The organism is Parasegetibacter sp. NRK P23 (genome assembly GCF_023721715.1).
In the GTDB taxonomy this organism is placed as follows: domain Bacteria; phylum Bacteroidota; class Bacteroidia; order Chitinophagales; family Chitinophagaceae; genus Parasegetibacter.
On the sequence record NZ_JAMDLG010000001.1, the window covers coordinates 859697 to 883527 of the forward strand.

Consider the following 23831-nt stretch of genomic DNA (forward strand, 5'->3'; position numbering starts at 1 on the left):
ACGTAAAGAGGCCACGCAAACCGCGTGGCCTCTTTCTTTTTAAACACTAACAATAGGATGCTGCGCAATGCACAGGGCCGTACTCATTACGGAGTTTTTCCGCTCCTGGTGACCCAGCCTGTGGAGCGCGCCATGTGCACGCAGCGGAAGGTTGTTGTAAAGGATTATTTTTTAAGTAACCGCTTTTCGATATCACGCCAGTCGTAGTAATGGAACACCATTCCTTCGCTCATGGCTACGAATACGCCCTTCGGGAAGCTGTTCCCAAGTTGAACGGATGTTACTTCCGAACCATCACTTGAGACAGTAGAGAAAGGTAGTTTTCCGATCAGCGTATGTTGATGGACGTTACCTGAAACACCTTCCCTGGGGTAGAAGTTGAAGGTATTCTCCTGCTGGTTGGAAACGATGATGTACCCGGTTGAGTCCGTACTCTGGTAAATAGAAATACCTTCCACATCTTCTTTAAACTCCTTCAACCCGAATACGGCCAGTTCTTCATTTCCTTTTGCGGGATTAGCATGATATTTATGCACACCATATCCTTCATCAGAATAATAAATGTAGCCCAACTTAGCATCCACGGCAATGCTCTCAATTTCTTTTCCACCCATGAACTTTCCGAATTTGCGCACAACGGTGCCGGTAATATTTCCACCAGCATCCGCTTCCAGTTTATATTGCCAGAGGTAAGCATCCTTCGGACCGAACTTTCTTCCCACGATGGCGTAAACTGCACTGTCGGCCGTATTATGGTACAATGCTACGCCCATAGGTCCGCGCTCCTGTTCACCGGTGAACACTTCAATGCCACCATTGTCAAGCGGACGCATATCTGGAACAGAGAATATACGGATGCTGTTCGTCTCTCTTTCAGTGGCAACGGCGATGTCCATCGTTTTGCCCCCGATCTTCACGTTCTGAACGATATCCACATTATTGGGGCGTTTCAGAGGACGCACTGTTTTTTCCCGGAGCATCTTTCCGGAAAGGTCATATACATACAACCCGCCATCCGAATCTTTATCCGTTCCGATGATCAGGCTGGAATCGGGATGCGTGGGATGGATCCAGATCGCAGGATCATCGGTATCGTGTGGCGTAACTTCGGTTACAACCGCTGGTTTCAGGGCATCCTTCGCCACCGGGGGCTGGGTATTGCAGGCGGAAAACAAAATCGCCGCATACAAAAACGTTCTTTTTTGCATGCGGCGAAATTAATTCAGACTGGTATAACCTTCCGGTTAAGGAATTATTACCTTCTTTTGTTGCCTGTCTGCTCCACTTCCCGGTTTATTTCCATGATGTCAACCGGTTGAGAAAAATCACCAAGCAGGTATTTGCAGAAATAATCACCCATCAGCCAGAAGAAATATTCAGTCATATCACCAAATCCGTGTCTTTGGCCGGGCATCAGCATAAAATCGAAGCGTTTGTTGGCTTTGATGAGGGCATTCGCCATGCGGATGGTATTCGCGGGGTGAACGTTGTTATCAATATCGCCCGTCACCAACAGCAGTTTTCCTTTGAGGTTCTTCGCCAGTTCAGGGTTTCTTTCAATATTGTACTGGAATGTAGTGTCGCCTTTGGGTGTGATGATTTCCTTTACGCCATGGTGCTTTTCGCTCCACCAGCGGTTGTAGATATTGTTTTCGTGGTTGCCGGCGCCTGAAACCGCCACTTTAAAGAAATCGGGATATACAAGCATAGCCGCGGTTGACATGAATCCACCACCGGAGTGCCCCGTAATCCCTACCCTGTCGGCGTCAATGAAAGGATACCTTACTGCCAGTTGCTCCACGGTCGCCTTCTTATCGGCCAGGCCATAATCTCGGAGGTTGTTGTACCCGTAATTGTGGTACCACTTGGAGCGGCTGGGATGCCCGCCCCTGTTGCCTACCGTTACCACGATGAAGCCGAATTGCGCAAGGCGGTCAATTCTATCCATACTTCTGCCGAAAGCTTTGTTCACCGCTTCCGTTTGCGGACCGGGATACACGTATTCAATGATGGGGTATTTTTTGGTGGAATCGAAATCGAAAGGTTTGTACATTACCCCGAACAGGTCGGTGATGCCATCATCGGCCTTCACTTTGAAAGGCTCGGGGAATTTGTAACCAGCCGCGAACAGGTTAGACAAATCAGCGGTTTCCAGCTTCATGATCAGCTTACCGGTGTTGTCCATCAACACTGATTCTGGCGTGGTATTTACACGGGAATAGTTGTTCACAAAATACTTATAGGAATCCCCCATGCTGGAGCTGTGGTCGAAGTTGCCGGGATTCAGCAATTTCAGACCGGTACCATCAAAGTTCACCCTGTAAAGGTGTACATAGTAGGGATCTTCTTTTTCCGCAACGCCATCCTTTCCTTTGGCAGGAAGGCTTTCCCTTCCGTTCGCCGTAAAATAAAGTACGCGGTTCTTTTCATCCACTTCCACAATCTCTTCACAATGGAAAGCCCCTGAAGTGATCTGGTTTTTCAGTTTACCATTTTCATCGTACAGGTAAAAATGTGCCCATCCGTCTTTTTCTGACCACTGGATCAGTTCTTTTCCTCCGTTCACCAGGGCTACTTGACGGATCTCCACATAGGTGTTCAGCTTCTCTTCAATAACAGGTGTTACTTTCCCGGAAGCCGCATCCACCATACAAACGTCGATCTTCTTGAGGTCGCGGCTGGTACGGTTCATGTAAAACTTAGTATTGGTGCCCAGCCAGGTGGAAGGACGGAAATCAACGTCACGATCGCTGGGTTTCCAGGGAGATGCCCACAAACCAATGGTCTGGTCTTTATACCTGCCCGCATCCAGTTTTTTCACCTGTTTGGTGGTGGCGTCAAATACGATCAGGTATTCGATGGGAGCGTTCGCTTCACCCGGCATATGGTATTTATAGGTTTCCAGCGTAGGGCGTGGTTCGGCCACGTTGTTGATCACCCACAAGTCGCTTACTTTGCGTACATCTGAAAGCGTGGTGGTGAAAAACTTGGAGTCAGGCGACCAAAGTACGTAAGCGCCTTTGCGCTTGTTTTTGTTCTTTTCCTTTTCCACGTCGGTTTCCCCATACCCTCTTCCGAAGCCGAAATCTTCCACGCCATCCTTTGTAATCTGGTGGTCAACAATGGTGGAATCGTCTTCATTCTTGATGGCTTTGTAGAGGTTCTCCTTGTCCATCCAGTACAGGTTATGGTTCTTCGCGAAGACTATCATGGAGCTGTCTGGCGCGATGGAGGCCCACATCGGGCGGCGCTTTGGCTTCTCGTAATCGGTGAGTTCTTTCAGTTCACGGGTCTGGAGATTGTATTCAAAATAAAAGGTCTTTTTTTCTTTCGCCGGTGGTGTGGCGCGGCGGGTAGAGTCCTTTTTAGTAGTGGTATCCTTTTTCTCCACTTCCTCTGTGCTCCTTACTTCGAACCTGATGGCCGTCTCATTTTTAATAAATTCGAGGTTATCGAGCTGAAGGTGCTGCCCATCGAAAGGGTCCTTCACGATACGCGTGATGTCCGCGGCCATTTTATCGGTATCGAACATTTCTGTTTTGGTAGCTTTAGCCGGATCCACGATGTACCATTTTTTCCCGGAAGGCGATTCCCAGGTGTACCAGAAACGATCGGAATTGCGCATCCAATGCGGGTCCACCGAAGTGGAGAAGATCAGTTTACTTAGTTTCTTGGGAGAAAAACGGGCGGCAAGGTTGTAATTGCCTTTGGTAACAGCAGCGGGGTTTTGGGCCAATGCCGGGGTTACGGCCATCAATACCCCCAAAAAGGCGGGCATGATCCGCAGAAAGAACCTTTGCATGGTGTAATTCAGTTTGGTTTGAAGAAAAAGCAATTTAGTGCTTTGGAAAGGAAATCAGACGTTATCTCCCTCAAAAACTTTCCTTGTAAACTTAATTCTGTCCTTTAAAACCACCATTCCCATATTTATTGGATATTTGAAGCGCCGATACCGCCTGAAGAACCAAACTGTATCACTATTATAATTGAACAGCTTTGAAAAAGATCCGGCTTCTCCTCCTATTGGTAATCGTTTATCATACCGTTAAGGCGCAATCGTACCATGCGCTGCATGGCAATGTTTACGGGAGCGGACTCACCGTTTACAACAATCCCGCATCCATTGTGCACCAGCCCTTTCCCTGGGACCTTACTATTTTTTCCACCCAACAAAAAGCCTTTAACAACGTAGCCACGGTGAAAGACTATGGCTTGTTGGGGACGGCAAAAAACTCCTATGTGGAATTCAACCGCGGTTACTATGGACGAAGGGCGCATTACCAGTCGGATATACGCCTTTTCAACCTGCGTTTCAATATCGGCAGAGACAGGGCCGTGGCAGTGGGCGCTAACCTGCGGCACTACCTTCATGTGCGCTCCTCTCCTTATTTTTATACGGATACGCTTCAAACTACCAACCAGTTCTTCAACCTGAACCAGCTCGCTTCCGTTCCCATCGGCGCAAGCGCGGTGCAGTCTTCCTGGGGAGAACTGTTCTTTTCGTATGCGCAAACCCTTTACGAGAATGAGCTCATGCGTTTGTCGGGCGGCGTTACACTAAAGGCGCAGCGCGGTTTATCCGGGGGCTATGTGCGCCTAAGCAACGGGTATTTTGAAATCAGGAACGATGGGCTTCAACCTTACTTCGTGGTCACCGATGGCCGCGGGCGGTACGGTTATTCTTCAAACTACGACCGCATCAGCAGCGAAAAATCCACCTGGCAGAACATCAAAGATGTCATGGGCCATACTTTAAACAGCGCCAGCGCCGATCTAGGCGCCGAACTATTGCTCCGGTACGATGGTTACGTGCGCCAGGAAGATGCCCCGCCCTACAACTGGAAAATCGGCTTCTCCATCCTGGACATCGGCAGAAACCAATACCGCCACGGCCGGGAAAGCCGTCGCTTCAGCGGATTCAAAACCGAAGTGGTGGATTCCATCCTTCAATATAAATTCCAGAACGTGGCCGGCGTGCCCGAATTCAACGATTCCCTGGAAACCATCGCGGCCGGTTATCGTGGCATTAACGGCAACTTCATTGTGAATCAACCCACGCGACTGGTGGTGAACATCGACAAACACGTTACGCAGGATTTTTATGTGAACGCGAACATCAGCGCCAACCTGCGCTCCAGCACCCACGACGAAAAGTATGCGGTCCGCGAAATGGATATGATCGCCGTTACGCCGCGCTGGGAAAAACGCAAACTGGCCGCTTACCTCCCCATGCAATACACTACTGAAGGAAAATTCTGGGTGGGTCTTGCCGGAAAGTTGGGTCCGGTAGTAATGGGCCTTCACAACGCTGGCTGGATATTTACAAAGAACGCGATGCCCAATGGCGGATTTTACCTGGCGCTTACGGTGCGCGGCTGGAAATTCCGGGAGCGGGATACTGGTGTGGCGTGCCCGGATTTTTGAGGCTGAGGCAATAAATTCTTAAATTGCATCTATGGAAATACCATCAGAAAATAAAGGCGGCATTCAGCAGAATCAGTCTTTTCAAAACAAAGGCACACTAAAGCAAAAGGGGAAATTTGTATTTCAATCTGAAGAAGAACGATTACTCGCAGACATCAACAGACCGGATATTGAAAAACTTCAACTTTTTACCCAAATGATCCGTAGAAACAGGATGTTGGATCAATTCAAAAAAGCAAGGTAAAAGTTACCATAATTTGGTAATTTAGGTGTAAATTTTAAAATTATGGGACGAAATACTTCCGTTTCATTAGGCGACTATTTTGAACATTTTGTAGAAGCAAGGGTAGCCAAAGGAAGGTATAAAAATGCGAGTGAGGTAATACGTGCGGGATTGAGGCTTTTAGAAGAAGAAGAAAATAAATTTCTGACACTTAAATCCGCCATTGAGGAAGGAATAGAAAGCGGCATTGCTACGGGGTTCAATCCTAAGAGCCACCTTCAGGAACTTAAAGCCATGAAGCGTAAAAATGGCTAAATACGAACTTTCTAATAGCGCTGTCGCAGACCTTTCTAATATTTGGGATTATACATTTGAAGCATGGTCAGAAAAGCAGGCGGATAAATATTACAATATCCTTATTGAGACTTGCAACAAAATTGCACAAACACCAGACATTGGAAAAACTTATGATCCTATCGGCCCTGACATTCTTGGATTTCGCATTAACAGGCATATCATATTCTACCGAGTTGCAGTAAATGGAATAATCATTCTCAGAATCCTCCACCAACAAATGGACCTGAAAAGCAGGATTAGAGAATAAAATCAAGTACGCTTCAACCTGTTAAACTTTCTGAAAATCCTGAAAGTTCTTACATTCCCCTACCTTTGCTTCATGAAATTCTCTGAAGCCAAACAACAATTCATCGCCAGTTGGGGCGCATTCGGCTCACAATGGGGCATCAACCGTACCATGGCGCAAATCCACGCGCTGCTGCTGGTGAGCCCGGAACCATTGAGTGCGGAAGTAATCATGGAAGAACTCAACATCAGCCGGGGCAACGCCAATATGAATATCCGCGAACTGATCGATTGGGGGCTGGTGGAACGCGTTTTGATACCTGGTGAAAGAAAGGAATTCTTCACCGCCGAGAAAGACATCTGGAAGGTGGTGAAACAGATCACAAGGGAACGGAAAAAAAGAGAACTGGAGCCGATGCTGAAACTCCTGGATCAATTGAAAGAAGTGGAGGATGACCCCAAAAATCCGGAGGTGAAATCTTTCAACAACGCGATCACAGGAATCAGGAAGATGGCCGGGCAAACGGACAATGCCCTCGACAAACTGATCAAAGCAGATGAAAACTGGTTCACCGGCACCTTGTTAAAACTGATCAAATGAGTAAGAAAACACTTGTACTGGGCGCATCGGATAACCCGCAACGTTACAGCTACCTGGCCATGCAACGCCTGAAAGCAAGAGGGCATGAAACGGTGGGCATCGGCAGGAAAGCAACTACTGTAGACGGAACAGCGATATTAAAGGAGAAACTTCCTTTTGAAAACATAGACACCATTACCCTGTACCTGAACGAAACCCACCAGCAGGAATATTATGATTATATCCTGTCGTTGAAACCCAAACGTATTATTTTCAACCCCGGCACCGAAAACCCTGAACTGTATGCGCTGGCGGAACAAAATGGCATAGAACCCGTGGAGGCCTGCACGCTGGTAATGCTAAGTACAAACCAGTATTAGGCTGAAATATTTTTTGCGGAAAAACGTTCCTATTCTATACTTGCAATAGCATTCGTCCCTACAAAAACCATTTTGTAACACCCAATATCGTAGTATGAAGAACCTCAAACAGGCAGCTGTTCTGATGTTTCTTGTAGGGGGATGCGCCATGTCTGCTCAATCACAGGAGCAACCCACCCGTCAGAAACAGATTGCCAACGCACCATCAGTGTTCCGTGAAGTGAAAGCGAAAATCCCTTTCGCCGCGAACGAAATAAGCCACACTTTACAACTCCGCGAAGGAACAAAAAACAAAGTATTTATTGCCCCGGATTTCATGCTGGAAGGAGAGATCGTCTCCAATTTCCGGAAGAACAAACAGGTTTCAGGAATACAACTGAAAGCCGCCAATTACGGAGGCGCCCTGCTCACCCTTTCCAGAATCACGGAAGAAGACGGAAGCACTTCGTTCACTGGTCGTATCTACAACCGGGAAACCGGTGAAGCGTACGTGCTTACGAAAGAGAACGACCAGTACTTCTTCGTGAAAACGAACGCGAAGTTTTTATTGGTCGACTAGCGCCCGTTTTTGATCCGCCCGATCCATCCCCTATCCAAACATCATCCGCATGAAAACCATTTTACGTTCATTGCTCTGCGTTGTACTGCTGTGGCTGACGCATAAAACCAATGCCCAGGTTATAAAACTGAACAGCTATCCTGCCGCCGCCGGGGTTATTTTCCTTGATTTCGACGGGCATTATGTAACCGGCACCTCCTGGAACTGGAGCGGTCCAATTTCCGCTGCCGCGTCCGGCTTCTCCAATACGGCAATTGAAGAGATTTTCAACCGGGTCGCTGAAGACTTCCGTCCCTTCAACATCAATATCACCACGGATTCCACCGTGTATTTCGCAGCCCCCATCCGGCAACGCACACGGGTAATCGTAACCCCCACTTCGGCCTGGTACGGCAATGCGGGTGGCGCGGCCTGGGTGGGGTCTTTTACCTGGGGCGATGATACACCCTGTTTCGTGTTCCCCAATAAACTCAGTTATTCCACCAAAAATGTGGGGGAAGCCTGCTCTCACGAAGCCGGACATACCCTCGGATTGCAACACCAGAGCCGCTTTAATGAATCCTGTGCATTGGTGGAAGAATACAATTCAGGAAAAGGAACTGGTGAAATCAGTTGGGCGCCCATCATGGGCAACAGTTATGCGCGCAACCTCACCACCTGGACCAAAGGCACCAGCGCCTTCGGCTGTAATTACATACAGGACGATATCAAAACCATTACCAGCTTCGCCAATAAAATCAGCTTTCGTGCCGACGATCATGCCGATCACATTGAAGCCGCCGCCCCTATCCCCACCAGTGGCAACAGCATCGCCGCCAGCGGTATCCTCACCAGGATGGACGATAAGGATGTATTCAGTTTAACGCTCACGCAACCGGCTATCCTTCAACTGAACGCCGTTCCATATACGGTGAACAGCAATAACTCCGGCGCTAATCTCGACATCAAACTCAGTATGATCGGCAGCAACGGCGATACGCTTGCCAGCTTCAATCCCCCGGATAAACTCAGTGCGGCCATAGATACATTTGTTCAGGCAGGCACTTATTATTTCGCCGTGGATGGCGTAGGGAACAGCTATCTTTCTGACACCTCCAGCATCGGCTTCTACAATATTACCGGTGTCTTCGTTGCAAATGGCATACTTCCTGTTCACAACATCAGGCTCACGGGATCCCAATCGGGGAGCAAACACATCCTTCAATGGAAAATCGACGGCGACGAACCAGGTTACAATGCCGAATTGCAGGTATCCAAAGACGGAACACGGTTTGAGACCGTATTTCTATCGGATCACTCCAACAGTTATACTTATTCGCCGGAAACACCTGGTCCGCATTACTACCGTTTACGGGTCAAAGGCATTCATGCGGCCCAACACCACTATTCTAATACTGTAGTTATCAAAGGCGATCCGGTGAAAACAGCGGAAGTACATGCACTCGGGAACGGCAATTACCAGATCAGCGCCGCACATGCCGCCGAATACCTGCTGCTGGATCCCTCTGGCAGAATGATCAGCAAAGGAAGATTGAACAAGGGTTCCAACCGGTTCACGCTATCATCCGGTGGTATTTACCTCCTCAAAATACAGGATGGCATGAGCAGCCAAACCGAGAAGTTAATGAAACAATAATTCAACAAAGCTCCGGTTGCAACATAAATTTTCTTTATATTAGGAAAACATTTTCGTATGCTCTGGAGAAAATTTAATGGCGACCCTATTGATCTGCCCATCAAAAGCGCCGTGGAAACAGCCATCAGGCGGGAAGTTGACAAAGGTTTCTCTCTCAAGGTATGCATCGGCACCGACTCACAGGTAAAAGGCCAGGAAACGGAATTCGCCACCGTGATCGTTTTCCTCCGGGAAGGTCATGGCGGATTCATGTTCATCCACAACGAAAAAACGCGGCATCCCTACTCCATCAAGGAACGGATGCTGGTAGAAGTGGCCAAATCCATCGAGATCGCGTATGAACTTTGCGACCTCTTCACAAAGTATGATGTGGACATGGAAGTACATGCCGACATTAACACCAATCCGCATTTCAAAAGCAACGAAGCGCTGCGCGAAGCCATGGGCTATATCCTCGGAATGGGATTCGCCTTCAAGGCCAAACCGGATGCTTTCGCCAGCAGTTGCTGCGCGGATAAGGCGGTAAATTAGAAACTGCCTACCTTTGCGCCATGGTCATCAAAAGCGCGCAATACCTCATCAGCAGTCCTGGCATCCAGCTCTGCCCTAAACCCGACCGCCCTGAATTTGCTTTTATCGGTAGAAGCAATGTGGGGAAGTCGTCCCTCATCAACCTTCTCTGCAACCAGGAAAAACTCGCCAAAACCAGCGCCAGTCCCGGAAAAACCCAGATGATCAACCATTTCGACATCAATGGTGCCTGGTACCTCGTTGACCTTCCCGGCTATGGCTACGCGAAAGTGTCGCAGAACCAGCGGAAAAGCTGGACCAAAATGATCGAGGAATACCTCCGCAAAAGAGAGAACCTCCGCAACGTATTCATTCTCATCGACAGCCGCCATTCTCCCCAGAAAATAGACCTGGAATTCGTGAACCAGCTCGGTGAATGGGGGATTCCATTTGCACTGGTATTCACCAAAGCCGATAAAACCACGCAACGGGAAACCGCGCAAAATGTAAAACGCTTCCTGCAGGCGATGCTGGAAACATGGGAGGAACTGCCGCCGCATTTCGTGACATCTACGGTGAAAAAAATGGGAAAGAAAGAAATTCTGGATTTTATTGATGATGTGATGAGTTCGGTGGATTAGGGTTTTCACGCAACTGCTTTGTGCTTTGCACTGCGCAGACGCAATGGAGCACTGCTTCATTCTTCGCAGACGCAAAGCCTAGATTAGTTGGGGTTTTCCTTTGAGTTTTTTTCTCGCCACGGCGCTACGACGCCACGTGCTGCTGAATGCGTAAAGGCTAATTTCATAAAGGCTGGCTATCTTCCTTTTTAAGGCTTTATATTTTAAGTGCCCTTTCTCTTTAGTCTATGTCCCAATATAAAACATACTGTCTGTTCTCGGCCAATAATTAACCAGAAAATCAATCAGGGCCTTACGTTGCGCCTTTGCGCCGTTGCGAGAAATAAAAAAACTTCGCGTGAAAATCAATAATCATACTCCCTCCTGAACATATTCATCCGCAACCCCACGCTCACCATGGTTGAACTGGCTTTCAGCCCCGTGTACATTTCGTTTACCGCTACCGTATTGAGTTTCCGGTGCACCAACCCCGCTTCCAGGAATACATTTTCTTTCGCTTCATAACTTAGCCACAGCGAGGCGTTTATTGTTTTCCCCTGTACCGCGTCTCCGATCTGGAAACCGTAATCGGCAGGGCGTGTCGTGTAGAGGTTGAAGATATTGCTCCCGAAGTTAAGTCCGGCGGTATCTATGCCTTGTAACGCGTAGATCACTTTCCCGTCGATTCGCCATTTGGGTGCGGGCTGCCAGGAGGCGATGCCCACCACTTCTTTGAAATTAGCGCCCAGCGGGTGAGCGAGCGGTTGGTTGTAATGGTTGTGACTGGCCACGGAATCGCGGAAGGAATAAGTGAACGGACGCACGATGTTGGTTTCCACCTGCAAATCCAGGTTGTTTACACCGAAGGCATCCACATATTTTCCTCCCAACTGGATGCCCCATTTGTTGCCCCACCAGCCATTTCCACCGGTAAGCTCTGAGATTTTCAGTTCATCCAGGGCCAGTTGGCCATACAGCTGAATGCGTTTGGCGATGTTGGCCTTGAAATCGAAGCCCGCGATACCATTGTCTGCGCTTCCGTTCTGTTGCTCCACGGAGCGGAGAAATATAATGGGATTGAGGTAGGTGAAATCGAAATGGTCCTTCCTGCCGAAAACAACGGATTCGAACAATCCGATGTTGAGCCAGCGGGTGGCCTGCAAACTGAGGTGGTGCATGGCCGCGTACTTCTTGGAAAGCAGTTCATCCCGCGGATTGGAAAGATACTGCGGGGTGAGTTCCATGAACAGGTTCTGGTAGTTGAACTTCCAGATGCGCGTATTTATTTTGAAGAAAAGCTGGTTGTTGGCGAAATCGCTCAGGAACAGGCTGCGGTAGCCGTTCCCGATAAATTGCTTATCATATCCGAACTGCAGGTCGATGAACTTAGCCGCGTTGAAACTGATGGACCCGCGGGCATCAAAGTAATCCACCGCTGTGTTTCTGAAGGATTTGTAGAAACCCACGCCCGGAACCGCCCTGTAGCGGGCGATACGCTCCATGAACCAGGACGGGCCGCGCTCCTGGTTTTCGGTCATATAAGTGGAGAAGGCAATCTTTTTCCCGATCAGTCCTCGGATAGTAATGCCGCGTGTATTCTGGAAAAGGGATTCATCGTTATCCGTTTCTTTCATCCACCTGAGTTGAAGGATGGGGTTCACGGCCAGGAAGAAATCGTCGTTCTTCACTTCAAAAAAATTCGCCTTCTTCTGGTAAAAAGTTTTGAACCAGGGCTTTTTTGAAAGAAAAGAAGCCGGTTCGTTCTCCACATACTCACTGTTCTGTGCCAGCGCGGAAAGCATATTGGCCTGGTCCACCTTCGTTAAAACCCCGGCGCTATCGGCATCAGCCAGGGCCGCCACCCATTTTTTACCCGGGAAAGGCTTGGCGGTATTGAAACGCAATTCAGGGTGCGACTGCATTTTAATGTCCAGCCGGTCCAGTAAACGGTATTCTTTCGACCCTTGCGGGAACCAGTTGGTTTGGGCGAGCAATGTAACCGGTAAACATAAAAAGAGGATGCTTACCACGCTTTTAATAACTTGCATCAGATATTGATTCATGATTTAGAGACTGAAAAGTATGCAAAATTATCTCATTAAGAATATCCAGGTCGTGAATGAAGGCCTGGTTCAGGTGAACGATGTATTGATTGCCGGCGGAAGAATTGAAAAAATCGCGCCACAAATAAGTTCAGATGTAGCCGTGGAAATCAACGGCGAAGGAAAGTTCCTGCTGCCGGGCGCCATCGACGACCAGGTGCATTTCCGGGAACCGGGTCTTACCCACAAGGCCACCATTGGGTCCGAAGCCAAAGCCGCCGTTGCCGGAGGTGTTACCTCGTTTATGGAAATGCCGAATACTGTTCCCAACGCACTCACCATTGAATTGCTGGAAGATAAATATAAGATTGCCGCGCAAACTTCCCTCGCCAATTATTCCTTTTTCATGGGCACCGCCAACAACAACGCGGATGAAGTGCTGAGAGTGAACGAGCTGAAAAAAGACATCTGCGGTGTGAAGATATTCATGGGTTCCAGTACCGGAAACATGCTGGTAGACAACTATGTTACCCTCAACAAAGTGTTCAGCGAATCCGAAGTGCTGATCGCCACCCATTGCGAGGACGAGAAGATCATCAAACGGAATTACGAAAAAAGAATCACGGAAAAGCCTGAACTGGATGCAGCCGACCACCCCATCATCCGCGATGCGGAAGCCTGTTTTGAATCTTCCCTTACCGCAATCCAGTTCGCAAAGAAATACAATAGCCGCCTGCACATACTCCACATCAGCACAGCGAAGGAACTGGCCCTTTTCTCCAATATGCTGCCGCTGAAAGAAAAAAGGATCACCGCTGAGGTATGCGTGCACCACCTGCATTTTACCGCCGACGACTATGCGCAACTGGGCTACCAGATCAAATGTAACCCCGCCATTAAATCGCCTGAAAACAAGGCCGCTTTGTGGGAAGCGTTGCTGGACGACCGTTTAGATGTGATCGCCACCGACCATGCCCCGCATACGCTTACCGAAAAAGGCTATGTGCGCAACGAAGCGGGTATGCTGGTGCCGGCTCCGGAAAACCCCGGTTACCAACACGCGCATTCCGGCTTGCCGCTGGTACAACATTCCCTCCCGCTGATGCTGCATTATGTGAAGCAAGGCAGGATAAAGCTGGAAAAAGTAGTGGAAAAAATGAGCCACGCCGTTGCCGATTGTTTCCAGATCGCCAACCGGGGCTATATCCGCGAAGGCTATATGGCCGACCTGGTAATAGTGGATATGAACGCGCCTTACACGATTAATACGGGCAACATCCTGTACCAATGTGGCTGGAGCCCGATGGAAGGCATGTCCCTCCCCGCTTCCGTCACCCATACTTTTGTAAACGGCAACCTGGTGTACCATGCGCCCGGTGGTGATTATGGAAAAGCGGTATGGAATGAATCAATGAAGGGAGAACGGCTGCAGTTTGACCGATAAATACCGCCCATGCAAATCGACAAAGTAACCTTCAACGACCTTTCTATCTTCAGTTCCGACGAGGAATCATCCGTATTCCACCTGCTCGACCGTACACGTACCGTGGGTGGCAGGGAATGGATGCGCCGCATTTTCAGGGCGCCGCATACGGATATAGAACAGATTGTCGCCACCCAGGAACTGCTGCGCAGGATCATGGAAAAGGATGCTTTGTGGCCCGCAGATATTACCAACGGCACATTGCTGGTGATTGAAAAGTTATACGACACCAACATTGATGAATATCCTGAACGACCCAACCCCGTGCAGGCATTCAGCTACCGCATATTTCACGGACCTGACTATGCGCTTATTAAGTTTACGCTCCCCCATTGTATCGATTTCCTGAAAGGCGTGGCCCAGTTGCTCCCGCTGCTTGGTCAGGTCGATCAACTGCCCAAGCTTATTAAGGCTCATGTGGAAAGGGCTGCTGAATTGCTGCAACGTTCAGGGGTGCCGCGTATACTTAAAACGCCCAGAGGCGCAAAACTGAGTACAGCGGAAATGCTGCGCCTGGCGCACTTTTTCCTTCACGCTTTCCGGGAACAAACGCTGGAACTCATTCAGATCTATTATCGGCTCGATGCTTATTATGGGATGGCAAAATCCGCTAAGGAGCTGAAGCTGGCCTTCCCGGAAATGGTGCACAGTGAAATGCCCATCCTGGAAATTGACGGATTGTATCACCCGCTGCTGCCCACGCCAGTGGCCTACAATACGGAGCTGAATTCCAATAAGAACTTCCTCTTTCTTACCGGCGCGAACATGGCCGGTAAAAGCACCTTCATCAAAGCCGTGGGTATTTCCGTTTTCCTTGCGCACCTGGGCATGGGGGTTCCCGCGGCTTCAATGCGACTAAGCCTGTTCAATGGCCTGCTCTCGAACATACAGGTGATGGACAATATCCTGAAGGGGGAAAGCTATTTCTTTAACGAAGTGCAACGCATCAAGAACACCATTCTAACCATCAACGACAGCCGAAAATGGCTGATCCTGATCGATGAACTTTTTAAGGGAACGAATGTGCAGGATGCCATGAAATGCTCCCTGGCGGTGATCAACGGCCTCGTGCGCATCAAACATTCTTTGTTCATACTTTCCACGCACCTTTATGAGATCGGGGAGGAACTGAAAACCCACCCCAATATCGTTTTCCGCTTCTTCGAAACCAATGTGAAAGATGACCAGCTTGAATTCAGTTACCAACTGAAGGAAGGCATCAGCAACGACCGGCTCGGCTACCTGATTCTGAAGAGGGAAAAAGTAACGGAGTTGCTGGATAAGCTGTAGGAAATTTTTTGAATGATGAATGTTGAATTGGGATATGGCGGGCCTGGCTTTCCCATTTGTATACGAGCTCAGTTTCGCGGTTCATTATCCCCGGCTCTCCTATCCATTCAAGCCCTGCACATACAAGCCCTTTACAAACCTTTTATTCAGCCAGAGCCAATCAAAACTTCCGCTACAATAATCCATCATCCAAAATTCATCACCCAAAATTCAAGATAAACCCGTTTTTTTCCCCGCACTTCTCGGTTAAAACACCGTTTTTTCTGAATCGATGTCCTCCTACCTTGCACCTATTATGCATGTGAAAGTATATGGCAGTACGGTGTTTGGCGTGGACGCCATCACCATTACAATAGAAGTGAATGTTTATGGTGGATTGCATACGCATGTGGTGGGATTGCCTGATAATGCGGTGAAGGAAAGTATCCTCCGTATTGAGTCCGCGCTGAAAACAAATGGCTGGCAGATGCCCAGGAACAAAGTGGTGGTAAACCTGGCCCCCGCTGATATCCGGAAAACCGGTTCCTCCTTTGACCTGCCCATTGCCATCGGCATACTGGCCGCGACCGGGCAACTGCGTTCGACAGCGCAACTGTCGAATACCATGCTGATGGGTGAACTGGGGTTGGATGGGAATATCCTGCCAATAAGGGGTGCTTTGCCCATCACGATGCAGGCGAGAGCCGAGGGATTTGTACAGATACTTCTTCCGGAAGCGAATGCGGGGGAAGCCGGTGTCGTGAAAGAGATCAGTGTGTACGGCATGAAACACCTGAAAGAAGTGGTCTCCTTCCTGAACGGGGAGCTGGCGCTTGTTCCGCTTGAAACAGATGTGGATGCCCTCTTTCTGGAGGCCCACAGCACAGCACATGATTTTTCCGAGGTAAAAGGGCAGGAAAACATCAAACGGGCGTTGGAGATTGCAGCGGCGGGCGGACATAATGCCCTGTTGATTGGTCCGCCGGGAGCGGGTAAAACCATGCTGGCCAAACGATTACCGGGCATTCTCCCGCCCATGCGTCTGGCCGAAGCGCTGGAAACCACCCGTATTCATAGTGTGGCGGGGCGGTTGAATTGGAGCAAAGCGCTGGTTACGGCACGGCCATTCCGAAGTCCGCACCATTCCATCAGCGCTTCAGCGCTGGCGGGTGGGGGAAGTATTCCGCAGCCCGGAGAAATATCGCTGGCGCACAATGGGGTGTTGTTTCTGGATGAACTGCCGGAGTATAAAAGATCGGTACTGGAAGTGATGCGTCAGCCTATGGAGGAAAGAAAGATCACGGTAAGCCGGGCGCGGTTGAGCTCCGTTTTCCCCGCATCGTTTATGTTGATCGCGTCTATGAATCCTTGTCCATGCGGGTATTTTAACCACCCCGACAAAGCATGCAAATGTCACCCGACCATGGTGCAGAAATACCTTCAGAAGATTTCCGGCCCCTTGCTGGACCGTATCGACCTTCATGTGGAAGTGACACCGGTAGGTTTCAGCGATCTTCAAAGTGAGCGGCGAACTGAGTCTTCAGAAACAGTAAGAGCAAGAGTGGTGGAAGCCAGAAAGCGGCAGGAACTGAGGTTTACGGGTCATCCTGGCATCTTCTGTAATGCCCAGATGCCGGCGTCCATGTTAACCGATGCCTGTACATTACCCTGCGAGGCAAGGACGCTGCTTCAGCAGGCGATGGAAAAACTGCAATTGAGCGCCAGGGCATACGACAGAATACTAAAGGTGGCACGTACCATTGCCGACCTTGCAGGAAGGGAGAAAATAGAAGTGGAACACCTTGCAGAGGCGATACAATACCGGAGTCTGGACAGGGAGAGTTGGGGGAAATAAAAAAGCCGGGTTAAGCCCGGCTGAGAAGTTGTTTGAAGGTGAAGGTTATTTTCCTGTAAATTTTCATTCTACGAACATCGTCGTGGAAATCTTCTTTGCCCACAAGTTTACCCAGTATATAAAAAACCGTTTGGGCCGCAGTTTGGCGAACGATTCTGATATCCAGCCAAAAATTGGCGTTTCTTACATAAAATGCATCGTACTGGTACCTGTGAAAGATCTGATCGAATGTTTCAGCGGGGCCGCGGAAACCTTTAACCTGAGCTAAACCTGTGATGCCGGGCTTCATCAGATTGCGGAATTTATAGCCTTCGATCACTTTAGAAAATTTTGAGCAATCACTCAGCATGTGCGGCCTTGGGCCAACAATGCTCATGTGGCCAAGAAAAACATTAAGGAACTGAGGAATTTCATCCAGGTTGGAACGACGGAGAAATTTTCCCACCAATGTAATTCTGGAATCATTTTCAGTTGCAGCGAGCGTATCACTCAACTGATTGACTTTCATTGTTCTAAACTTATAGCAATAAAAACTTTTGTTTAAGAACCCGATTCTGCGCTGCACAAAAAAAACGGGGCCACGTGAAGTTAGCAGTATTGCCAGGCTGATAAGAGGAATCATCCAACTTAGAAACATCAAAATTACAAGGGAAGAGAAAACTATATCAAAAATGCGCTTGTAAAGGAAAAAATTTCGCTGGATATTAAAAAACTTCCTGTTATTAGGGATTTTAAAATTACCTTTTCTTCGATACCTGGGATAATTTACAACTCGCTGCTGGTTTTCAAAAAACATCTTCAATCGGATAAAAGTTTACTAATAAGGTTGGTACAAAAATAGCGTAAGGTTTCATATCAACGGTATTATATCATAAATATTGCCAGATTTTATTTTGAAACTGACAAGTAGTTCTTATCAATCGTTGCAGCAAAAAGAAAAAAAATCACCTTAGTTATATTATAAAATATCATCAAGCCTTACTTCTTTAATCACATTAACCATATGTGCCATTTTTCCCTTTCTTTGCGTTTCAGAACAAAAAATCTTGCAGATAAATTAACATGTTATGAAGATCGGGATACTGGGTACAAGAGGCATTCCCAACGCTTACGGTGGATTTGAGCAATTTGCACAGTTCCTTGCGTTGGGTTTGTATGCACGCGGGCATGAGGTATATGTGTACAATTCAAGTACCCACCCTTATCAACAAAACCAATGGAATAACATCCGTCTAATCCATTGCAAGGACTGGGAAAATAAAATTGGGACTGCCGGACAATTCTTTTACGACCTCAACTGTATTCTCGACGCACGGAAGAGAAAGTTTAACATATTACTTCAACTTGGATATACCAGTAATTCAATCTGGCGTTTTCTCTGGCCCGCAGATACATTGAATGTCGTGAACATGGATGGGCTTGAATGGAAACGAACGAAATACGGAAAGCTCACACGGAGTTTCCTTCAATCAGCTGAAAAATGGGCCGCGCGCGGCGCTCACTATATGGTCTCTGATTCAACCGGCATTCAAAGTTATCTTAATAAAAAATATGGTCTTCCATCAGACTTTATTCCTTACGGGGCAGATATACCCGAGGCATTCGATATTGCATACCTTGAAAGGTACCACCTTCCACCATACAGATATAATATGGTTATGGCCAGAATGGAGCCTGAAAACAATATTGAGATGGTACTGAAGGCCCATCGCGCTGTTCATGGCAAAGTATTATTGGTCGTGGGCAAAACAGACAACAAATACGGGCAGTACCTTAAAAATGAGTATGAATCAGCCAACATAATTTTCGTTGGCGGGATTTATGATATTCAGATTGTAAATACCCTGCGGCACTACGCTGATGTTTATTTTCATGGCCATTCTGTTGGAGGCACTAATCCTTCTCTTCTGGAAGCCATGGCCTGTAGTTGCAATATTGCCGCTCATGACAATGAATTTAACCGCGCAGTTCTAGGTGCGGACGCCCGGTATTTTAATAATTCTGAAGAAATTCAACACTTGCTGACAAACTCGGATTCGGAAGGAGCAGCTACAAACAAAAAATACAATAACCTTCAAAAAATCGCTACCATTTACAATTGGGACAAAGTGATTGAACAATATGAGTCACTGTTTAAAAGACTGATTGAGCATAAAAAAAGCTAACCCCTTTTTCTTACATCTACTTATGAATAAAAAGACCTTACCCGAACTGAATAGCGAAAAAATCAACAACCTTTTACTATTCATCTTGTCAGTAACCATATTCCATCTGACTTATGGCATACAAACCATTATCCCTACTAATATTGCCTGGTTAATGGAAGCCCGGCATGACTGGGGCACCCATTACCTGGGGTTTTATTATTTCCGGAACGAGGACTGGGGATTCCCTTTGGGTGATATACACGCTTATAACTATCCCGTTTCTACGAATGTAGGATACACCGATTCCATTCCTTTGTTCGCTATTTTCTTTAAGATTTTTTCGTTTTTGCTGCCTGAAGATTTTCAATACTTCGGGTTCTGGTTGATGCTTTGTTATATCCTTACAGCTTATTATGTGCTCCGTATAGGGAAACATTTCGGCCTTTCACGAGGTTTTATTTTTTTATTGACCCTGCTGGTTCTTATCAACCCTGCTCTTGCCTACAGGGGAATGCATCCGGCACTCTGCAGCCACTGGATGTTATTGGCTTCCTTCTGTTTTTTCATTGGTAAAAACCCATACACAGCCCTCAGAAATCAGCTCTTACTGTTCCTCCTAAGTGCGCTTGTGAACCCGTATATGTGTGCCATGGTGGGAGGGTTTACAGTTATACTCCCCCTGAAGCATTATTTACAAACAAGGTATTTAAGTTTAAAGAAAACAGTTGCCTACCTCGCGCTGTCGTTTTCAGGTTTGCTGTTCCTTTGGTTTGTTACCGGAATGCTGAGATTAGATGGAGAAAAACTTTCGGTCGATAATGCCTTCGGCCTTTACAGTCTTAACCTCAACGCACTGTACAACGCAAAAGGGTTTTCTAATTTATTGCCGGCATTTAAAGACGTTTCATGGCACCAATACGAAGGCTTCATGTATCTGGGTGCCGGGATGATGGTGTTGGTTGTTATGGCTCTGGGGTATTCGACCTTTCTGTTCGTGCGCAAATACGAAAACATAAAAAAAAGAATCGCGCAACACCGTATTTCAATTCTTTTATTGGGGATTCTTTGTACAGGTTATGCCATATTCGCGATAACACACATCATCACATTTGAAGACAAAGTGTTGCTTAAGCTCCCAGCTCCCAAGACATTCCTGAATATCGGAAACATCTTCAGGGCCAGCGCAAGATTTTTTTGGCTGCCCTATTACATACTCCTATTGGCTCCTCTGCTCCTGCTTTTACGTTCCCCTCTCCCTAAACGCTTAAAATACTTCATCCTGCTGGGTGCAACATGTTTGCAGTTCTATGATACCCTCCCGCTCCTTACCCACCGCAAACTGAGAAACGGTGATTATACCACGCCGCTGGCAGATAATGAGTGGCTGAGCATTATGAAAAACTTTGAAGAAATAAGGTTTGTTCCCCCTTTCAATAACTCCCAGCTCAACACCCTTGATTACCAGGATTTCAGTTTCCTTGCTGCCAAACTAAGAAAGCCCATCACCATCGGGTACGTGGCGCGAATGGATGAAAAAAAAATGCGCCATTTTACAGACTCCATTTTCAATGAACTTGAAAACGGAACCATACCACAAAAGGCCCTCTATGTAACCACTTATCCCAACCTGCCCATTTTCGCAGGCGTCTACCTCAGGGGTAAAGCGCAAATCCATACATTAAACGGCTACTATTATATTTTCTCAACTGATAGCGTACTCAGTAATTTGCATAAAGCATGCGCAATATTAGACAAGCATGACTCTGTTTCAATAAAAAAAGCGCTTGCGGCCATCGGGGAAAAACAGGTCTTTCAGCCCTTACCTCCTCACTTGCAAGCTCCGGCAGATACGCTGATTCATTATTATTTTGACCGGCTAAACATTACTCCTGAACTTGTCTCAGCCGACGGCTGGGGCTTCATTAAAAACACTGATGACAATTCAGGAGACTCCACATTTATTACACTGAGCACGACCAATCAATCTTTTTTTTCCGCCGTTTCACCCCAGAAAAGACCCGATATTACGCAGCAGTATAAAAAAACCAACCTCGATAATGCAGGGTTTAAGCTACTTGCGCATACCACTGATGTGCCTCCCGGAAAATACCATATAGGCATTGCCATCAAAAACAAAAACGGTTTGGTGCGGCATGCTCAAAACCGTGAAATGGTGCAAATAGGACGACCACAAGAACAGGCGTTTACGACACTGGCTCAGATGCCCCCTTCAGAAGAACTTGTTTATAATTTTGACATAGCTGATACAACCGGAACCACCATTAAACTCGCTGGTTGGTCATACAGAACAGGAGAATCAGCCGCTAAAAACGAAATCATCATCGTATTGCATTCCAGTACTTCTGATTTTCAGCTCAAACCCGATGTGGTATCACGCCCCGATATCGCGAATGCGAGAAAACTGAGATTGAACATGGATGATTGCGGCTTCGAAACTACTTTTGAAAGGAACAGATTAGCGTCAGGCACCTACCAGGTAGGTATTATACTAAAAAACAAAAACGGCAAAAAAACAGGCATGACATTAACAGGTATTAAATTCAATGTACCTTCTGCCCAATAAGACAACCAAAAAAATGAAGAAGGAAACCCCGATAAACCTATTTGTAGATGCCCATGTTTTTGATGGTGAGTTCCAGGGAAGCAGAACTTTCATTAAAGAGATTTACAAGTTCCTGGGCAGGAAAAAAGATGTGAGGATCCACATGGGAGGCAATAATGTAGCAGTACTTAAAGAAACGTTTCCTGACCTCCCCAACGTACAATTTCATCAGTACAGATGGAAATCGAAATTCCTCCGGCTGCTGATAGACATCCCGTCAATAATCCGGAAAAACAATATCGGTTACGCGCATTATCAATATATCATTCCGGTATTGCTCAACGCAAAAACGATCGTGACCATTCACGATGTGGTATACAAGGATTTTCCCGAAGAATTTTCAGTCTTTTACAGGTTGTCTAAATACCTCCTTTACAAACATGCCGCCAAAAGAGCCTTTCATATTACTACTGTTTCTGAACACTCCCGCTATGCGATTCAAAGATACCTTGCTGTTCCGGCAAAAAAAATAACCATTACTCCAAACGGCGTCAGTGAATCGTTCTTTATTGCCAGAAGTAAAAATGATGATCGCAGGAAGTTGGAGCAACAAAACGGATATTCAAAATTTATCCTTTACGTAAGCCGGATAGAACCCAGAAAAAACCACGCCGCACTCATCCGTTCATACCTGGAGTTGGGCTTGAACCAAAAGGGTATTCACCTGGTATTCATCGGTCACACGTCCATCCCATGTGCTGAAATGGATGCGTTGCTCCAACAACTCTCTCCCGAACAAAGCGCCAGTATTCACCACTATACCAATATTGAAGAGGAAGAGCTTAAGCGCTACTATAATGCCGCGCTGGTATTCGCCTATCCATCAAAAGCTGAAGGGTTTGGTATCCCTCCGCTTGAAGCCGCGGCCTTCCATACCCCGGTGATCTGTTCCAACACCTCTGCGATGGAGGAGTTTTCTTTTTTTGGCGAGGGACATATTAACCCTTATGACCAGGAAGCACTTACCAAATCGCTGCGCGTTTACATTACCCATCCTCCTGCTGAAGAACAACTGCTTGAAATTGCTGAAACCATCCGCAAAAAATACAATTGGAGCGCTTCAGCCAACAAATTTTATGAAATCTTACAAACAAAATATAGCTAACTTTACAAAAAAATCTTATGATCAACTTAGACTTCTTAGAAGCCAATAAAGAAAGGTTGAGAGAAGCATATCTTTTGGCTAAACCTTTTCCTTACCTCATTATCGACAATTTCTGCGATCCGGTTAAAATGGAAGCGCTTTACGCGAAAATTCCTGAACTGAACAATAAGAGCCGCGACTATGTTTTCGCGAACAACAAGTTCGAAAAATCAAACTACAAAGAACTTGGTACAGAATTTCAGGAATTATACGACGACCTTATTTCTGACAGGATGAATGCCTTTCTGAGTTTTATCGCAAATGAAGAAGTTTTTGTAGACCCCAAAAATCATGGTGGCGGATTACACCAGGGCAAGAAAAACAGCTTTCTTGATATGCACCTTGATTTCAACTATCATCCACTTCAAACCAGTTGGTTCAGGAATATGAACCTGTTGCTTTACCTGAATAAAGATTGGCACCCCTCCTATAAAGGTCATCTTAAAATTCAGGACCTTAGAACTGGAGAAACGAAGGAACTGGAAGTTCCCTTTAACAGAATGATCATTCAACAAACCCGCGCCTATACACTGCATGGCTATGAAATGACCAACTTCCCGGATGGCAAGTTCAGAACATCCATCGCCACATATGCTTACACAACGCATATGCATCATGTTGAAAAGCCAAGAACCACAGACTGGGTGGTATCTGATGCAAAACCAGTGAAAAAAATGCTCGCATCTATTTACGGACCCGCTGTAAAAATAAAAAACAAACTGTTCGGAAGCGGAACGGCTAAAAACCAATAGCC

At 47.0% G+C, this 23831-nt stretch carries 21 protein-coding genes; 17 read left to right on the top strand and 4 right to left on the bottom strand.

The window, feature by feature from the left end:
- Positions 1 to 164: 164 nt before the first annotated feature.
- Together M4J38_RS03455 and M4J38_RS03460 are read right to left on the bottom strand one after the other, a co-directional pair.
- Entirely contained in the window at positions 165 to 1208 is a 1044-nt protein-coding gene (locus M4J38_RS03455) for a phytase (RefSeq protein ID WP_251758136.1), read from the bottom strand.
- 47 nt (positions 1209 to 1255) lie between these two features.
- A complete protein-coding gene (locus M4J38_RS03460) occupies positions 1256 to 3802 on the bottom strand; it encodes a DPP IV N-terminal domain-containing protein (protein ID WP_251758137.1) in 2547 nt (848 codons plus the stop codon).
- Positions 3803 to 3996: 194 nt separating this feature from the next.
- On the opposite strand from M4J38_RS03460, the gene M4J38_RS03465 reads away from it, so the two are divergent.
- The 10 genes from M4J38_RS03465 to yihA all read left to right on the top strand — a co-directional run bounded on the left by M4J38_RS03465 (position 3997) and on the right by yihA (position 10535).
- On the top strand, positions 3997 to 5424 hold the full coding sequence (locus tag M4J38_RS03465) for a hypothetical protein (RefSeq protein WP_251758138.1): 1428 nt from the start codon (positions 3997 to 3999) through the stop codon (positions 5422 to 5424).
- A gap of 31 nt (positions 5425 to 5455) precedes the next feature.
- Positions 5456 to 5668, top strand: coding sequence for a hypothetical protein (locus M4J38_RS03470; RefSeq protein WP_251758139.1), 213 nt, complete (start codon positions 5456 to 5458; stop codon positions 5666 to 5668).
- A gap of 42 nt (positions 5669 to 5710) precedes the next feature.
- Positions 5711 to 5962, top strand: a complete 252-nt coding sequence (locus M4J38_RS03475; RefSeq protein ID WP_251758140.1) for a type II toxin-antitoxin system ParD family antitoxin — start codon at positions 5711 to 5713, stop codon at positions 5960 to 5962.
- A complete protein-coding gene (locus tag M4J38_RS03480; RefSeq protein ID WP_251758141.1) occupies positions 5955 to 6251 on the top strand; it encodes a type II toxin-antitoxin system RelE/ParE family toxin in 297 nt (98 codons plus the stop codon). The genes M4J38_RS03475 and M4J38_RS03480 overlap by 8 nt, the downstream gene beginning before the upstream one ends.
- Positions 6252 to 6323: 72 nt before the next feature.
- The gene (locus tag M4J38_RS03485; protein WP_251758142.1) at positions 6324 to 6830 is read left to right on the top strand and encodes a GbsR/MarR family transcriptional regulator; all 507 of its coding nucleotides are present in this window, start codon (positions 6324 to 6326) and stop codon (positions 6828 to 6830) included.
- Positions 6827 to 7189 (top strand): CoA-binding protein, encoded by a 363-nt coding sequence (locus tag M4J38_RS03490; protein ID WP_251758143.1) that lies wholly within the window; start codon positions 6827 to 6829, stop codon positions 7187 to 7189. The genes M4J38_RS03485 and M4J38_RS03490 overlap by 4 nt, the downstream gene beginning before the upstream one ends.
- A gap of 94 nt (positions 7190 to 7283) precedes the next feature.
- Positions 7284 to 7748: a hypothetical protein gene (locus tag M4J38_RS03495; RefSeq protein ID WP_251758144.1), complete on the top strand. Its 465-nt coding sequence runs from the start codon at positions 7284 to 7286 to the stop codon at positions 7746 to 7748.
- A 49-nt stretch (positions 7749 to 7797) separates the two neighbouring features.
- Positions 7798 to 9384: a zinc-dependent metalloprotease gene (locus M4J38_RS03500; protein WP_251758145.1), complete on the top strand. Its 1587-nt coding sequence runs from the start codon at positions 7798 to 7800 to the stop codon at positions 9382 to 9384.
- 57 nt (positions 9385 to 9441) lie between these two features.
- Complete coding sequence (locus M4J38_RS03505) at positions 9442 to 9915, top strand: ribonuclease H-like YkuK family protein (protein WP_251758146.1); 474 nt, start codon at positions 9442 to 9444, stop codon at positions 9913 to 9915.
- A gap of 20 nt (positions 9916 to 9935) precedes the next feature.
- Entirely contained in the window at positions 9936 to 10535 is a 600-nt protein-coding gene (gene yihA / locus M4J38_RS03510) for a ribosome biogenesis GTP-binding protein YihA/YsxC (RefSeq protein ID WP_251758147.1), read from the top strand.
- A 344-nt stretch (positions 10536 to 10879) separates the two neighbouring features.
- Here the strand turns inward: yihA and M4J38_RS03515 are convergent, their stop codons facing one another.
- Positions 10880 to 12562: a capsule assembly Wzi family protein gene (locus tag M4J38_RS03515; protein ID WP_251758148.1), complete on the bottom strand. Its 1683-nt coding sequence runs from the start codon at positions 12560 to 12562 to the stop codon at positions 10880 to 10882.
- Positions 12563 to 12596: 34 nt separating this feature from the next.
- Between M4J38_RS03515 and M4J38_RS03520 the strand changes: the two genes are divergently transcribed.
- The 3 genes from M4J38_RS03520 (at position 12597) to M4J38_RS03530 (ending at position 17163) form a co-directional block, all read left to right on the top strand.
- The gene (locus M4J38_RS03520; RefSeq protein ID WP_251758149.1) at positions 12597 to 14000 is read left to right on the top strand and encodes a dihydroorotase; all 1404 of its coding nucleotides are present in this window, start codon (positions 12597 to 12599) and stop codon (positions 13998 to 14000) included.
- A 9-nt stretch (positions 14001 to 14009) separates the two neighbouring features.
- Positions 14010 to 15329, top strand: coding sequence for a DNA mismatch repair protein MutS (locus tag M4J38_RS03525; RefSeq protein ID WP_251758150.1), 1320 nt, complete (start codon positions 14010 to 14012; stop codon positions 15327 to 15329).
- A 295-nt stretch (positions 15330 to 15624) separates the two neighbouring features.
- Positions 15625 to 17163: a YifB family Mg chelatase-like AAA ATPase gene (locus M4J38_RS03530; RefSeq protein ID WP_251758151.1), complete on the top strand. Its 1539-nt coding sequence runs from the start codon at positions 15625 to 15627 to the stop codon at positions 17161 to 17163.
- Between the two features lie 10 nt (positions 17164 to 17173).
- Here the strand turns inward: M4J38_RS03530 and M4J38_RS03535 are convergent, their stop codons facing one another.
- Positions 17174 to 17959, bottom strand: a complete 786-nt coding sequence (locus M4J38_RS03535; RefSeq protein WP_251758152.1) for a sugar transferase — start codon at positions 17957 to 17959, stop codon at positions 17174 to 17176.
- A gap of 271 nt (positions 17960 to 18230) precedes the next feature.
- On the opposite strand from M4J38_RS03535, the gene M4J38_RS03540 reads away from it, so the two are divergent.
- The 4 genes from M4J38_RS03540 to M4J38_RS03555 are packed head-to-tail and all read left to right on the top strand — an operon-like array spanning position 18231 to position 23829.
- Positions 18231 to 19328 carry a DUF1972 domain-containing protein gene (locus M4J38_RS03540; protein WP_251758153.1) on the top strand — a complete coding sequence of 366 codons (1098 nt, stop codon included), beginning with the start codon at positions 18231 to 18233 and terminating at the stop codon, positions 19326 to 19328.
- A 22-nt stretch (positions 19329 to 19350) separates the two neighbouring features.
- On the top strand, positions 19351 to 21894 hold the full coding sequence (locus tag M4J38_RS03545; protein WP_251758154.1) for a DUF6311 domain-containing protein: 2544 nt from the start codon (positions 19351 to 19353) through the stop codon (positions 21892 to 21894).
- A 13-nt stretch (positions 21895 to 21907) separates the two neighbouring features.
- The gene (locus M4J38_RS03550; RefSeq protein WP_251758155.1) at positions 21908 to 23038 is read left to right on the top strand and encodes a glycosyltransferase family 1 protein; all 1131 of its coding nucleotides are present in this window, start codon (positions 21908 to 21910) and stop codon (positions 23036 to 23038) included.
- Positions 23039 to 23055: 17 nt separating this feature from the next.
- Positions 23056 to 23829 carry a 2OG-Fe(II) oxygenase gene (locus M4J38_RS03555; protein WP_251758156.1) on the top strand — a complete coding sequence of 258 codons (774 nt, stop codon included), beginning with the start codon at positions 23056 to 23058 and terminating at the stop codon, positions 23827 to 23829.
- Positions 23830 to 23831 lie beyond the last annotated feature (2 nt).

Bases quoted from the DNA above. Each gene is read 5' to 3' on its own strand.
- M4J38_RS03515 (WP_251758148.1), bottom strand. From the start codon at position 12,562: ATGCAAGTTATTAAAAGCGTGGTAAGCATCCTCTTTTTATGTTTACCG.
- M4J38_RS03485 (WP_251758142.1), top strand. From the start codon at position 6,324: ATGAAATTCTCTGAAGCCAAACAACAATTCATCGCCAGTTGGGGCGCA.
- M4J38_RS03470 (WP_251758139.1), top strand. From the start codon at position 5,456: ATGGAAATACCATCAGAAAATAAAGGCGGCATTCAGCAGAATCAGTCT.
- yihA (WP_251758147.1), top strand. From the start codon at position 9,936: ATGGTCATCAAAAGCGCGCAATACCTCATCAGCAGTCCTGGCATCCAG.
- M4J38_RS03480 (WP_251758141.1), top strand. From the start codon at position 5,955: ATGGCTAAATACGAACTTTCTAATAGCGCTGTCGCAGACCTTTCTAAT.
- M4J38_RS03495 (WP_251758144.1), top strand. From the start codon at position 7,284: ATGAAGAACCTCAAACAGGCAGCTGTTCTGATGTTTCTTGTAGGGGGA.
- M4J38_RS03505 (WP_251758146.1), top strand. From the start codon at position 9,442: ATGCTCTGGAGAAAATTTAATGGCGACCCTATTGATCTGCCCATCAAA.
- M4J38_RS03535 (WP_251758152.1), bottom strand. From the start codon at position 17,959: ATGTTTTTTGAAAACCAGCAGCGAGTTGTAAATTATCCCAGGTATCGA.
- M4J38_RS03455 (WP_251758136.1), bottom strand. From the start codon at position 1,208: ATGCAAAAAAGAACGTTTTTGTATGCGGCGATTTTGTTTTCCGCCTGC.
- M4J38_RS03520 (WP_251758149.1), top strand. From the start codon at position 12,597: ATGCAAAATTATCTCATTAAGAATATCCAGGTCGTGAATGAAGGCCTG.
- M4J38_RS03555 (WP_251758156.1), top strand. From the start codon at position 23,056: ATGATCAACTTAGACTTCTTAGAAGCCAATAAAGAAAGGTTGAGAGAA.
- M4J38_RS03530 (WP_251758151.1), top strand. From the start codon at position 15,625: ATGCATGTGAAAGTATATGGCAGTACGGTGTTTGGCGTGGACGCCATC.
- M4J38_RS03500 (WP_251758145.1), top strand. From the start codon at position 7,798: ATGAAAACCATTTTACGTTCATTGCTCTGCGTTGTACTGCTGTGGCTG.
- M4J38_RS03540 (WP_251758153.1), top strand. From the start codon at position 18,231: ATGAAGATCGGGATACTGGGTACAAGAGGCATTCCCAACGCTTACGGT.
- M4J38_RS03550 (WP_251758155.1), top strand. From the start codon at position 21,908: ATGAAGAAGGAAACCCCGATAAACCTATTTGTAGATGCCCATGTTTTT.
- M4J38_RS03475 (WP_251758140.1), top strand. From the start codon at position 5,711: ATGGGACGAAATACTTCCGTTTCATTAGGCGACTATTTTGAACATTTT.
- M4J38_RS03545 (WP_251758154.1), top strand. From the start codon at position 19,351: ATGAATAAAAAGACCTTACCCGAACTGAATAGCGAAAAAATCAACAAC.
- M4J38_RS03525 (WP_251758150.1), top strand. From the start codon at position 14,010: ATGCAAATCGACAAAGTAACCTTCAACGACCTTTCTATCTTCAGTTCC.
- M4J38_RS03460 (WP_251758137.1), bottom strand. From the start codon at position 3,802: ATGCAAAGGTTCTTTCTGCGGATCATGCCCGCCTTTTTGGGGGTATTG.
- M4J38_RS03490 (WP_251758143.1), top strand. From the start codon at position 6,827: ATGAGTAAGAAAACACTTGTACTGGGCGCATCGGATAACCCGCAACGT.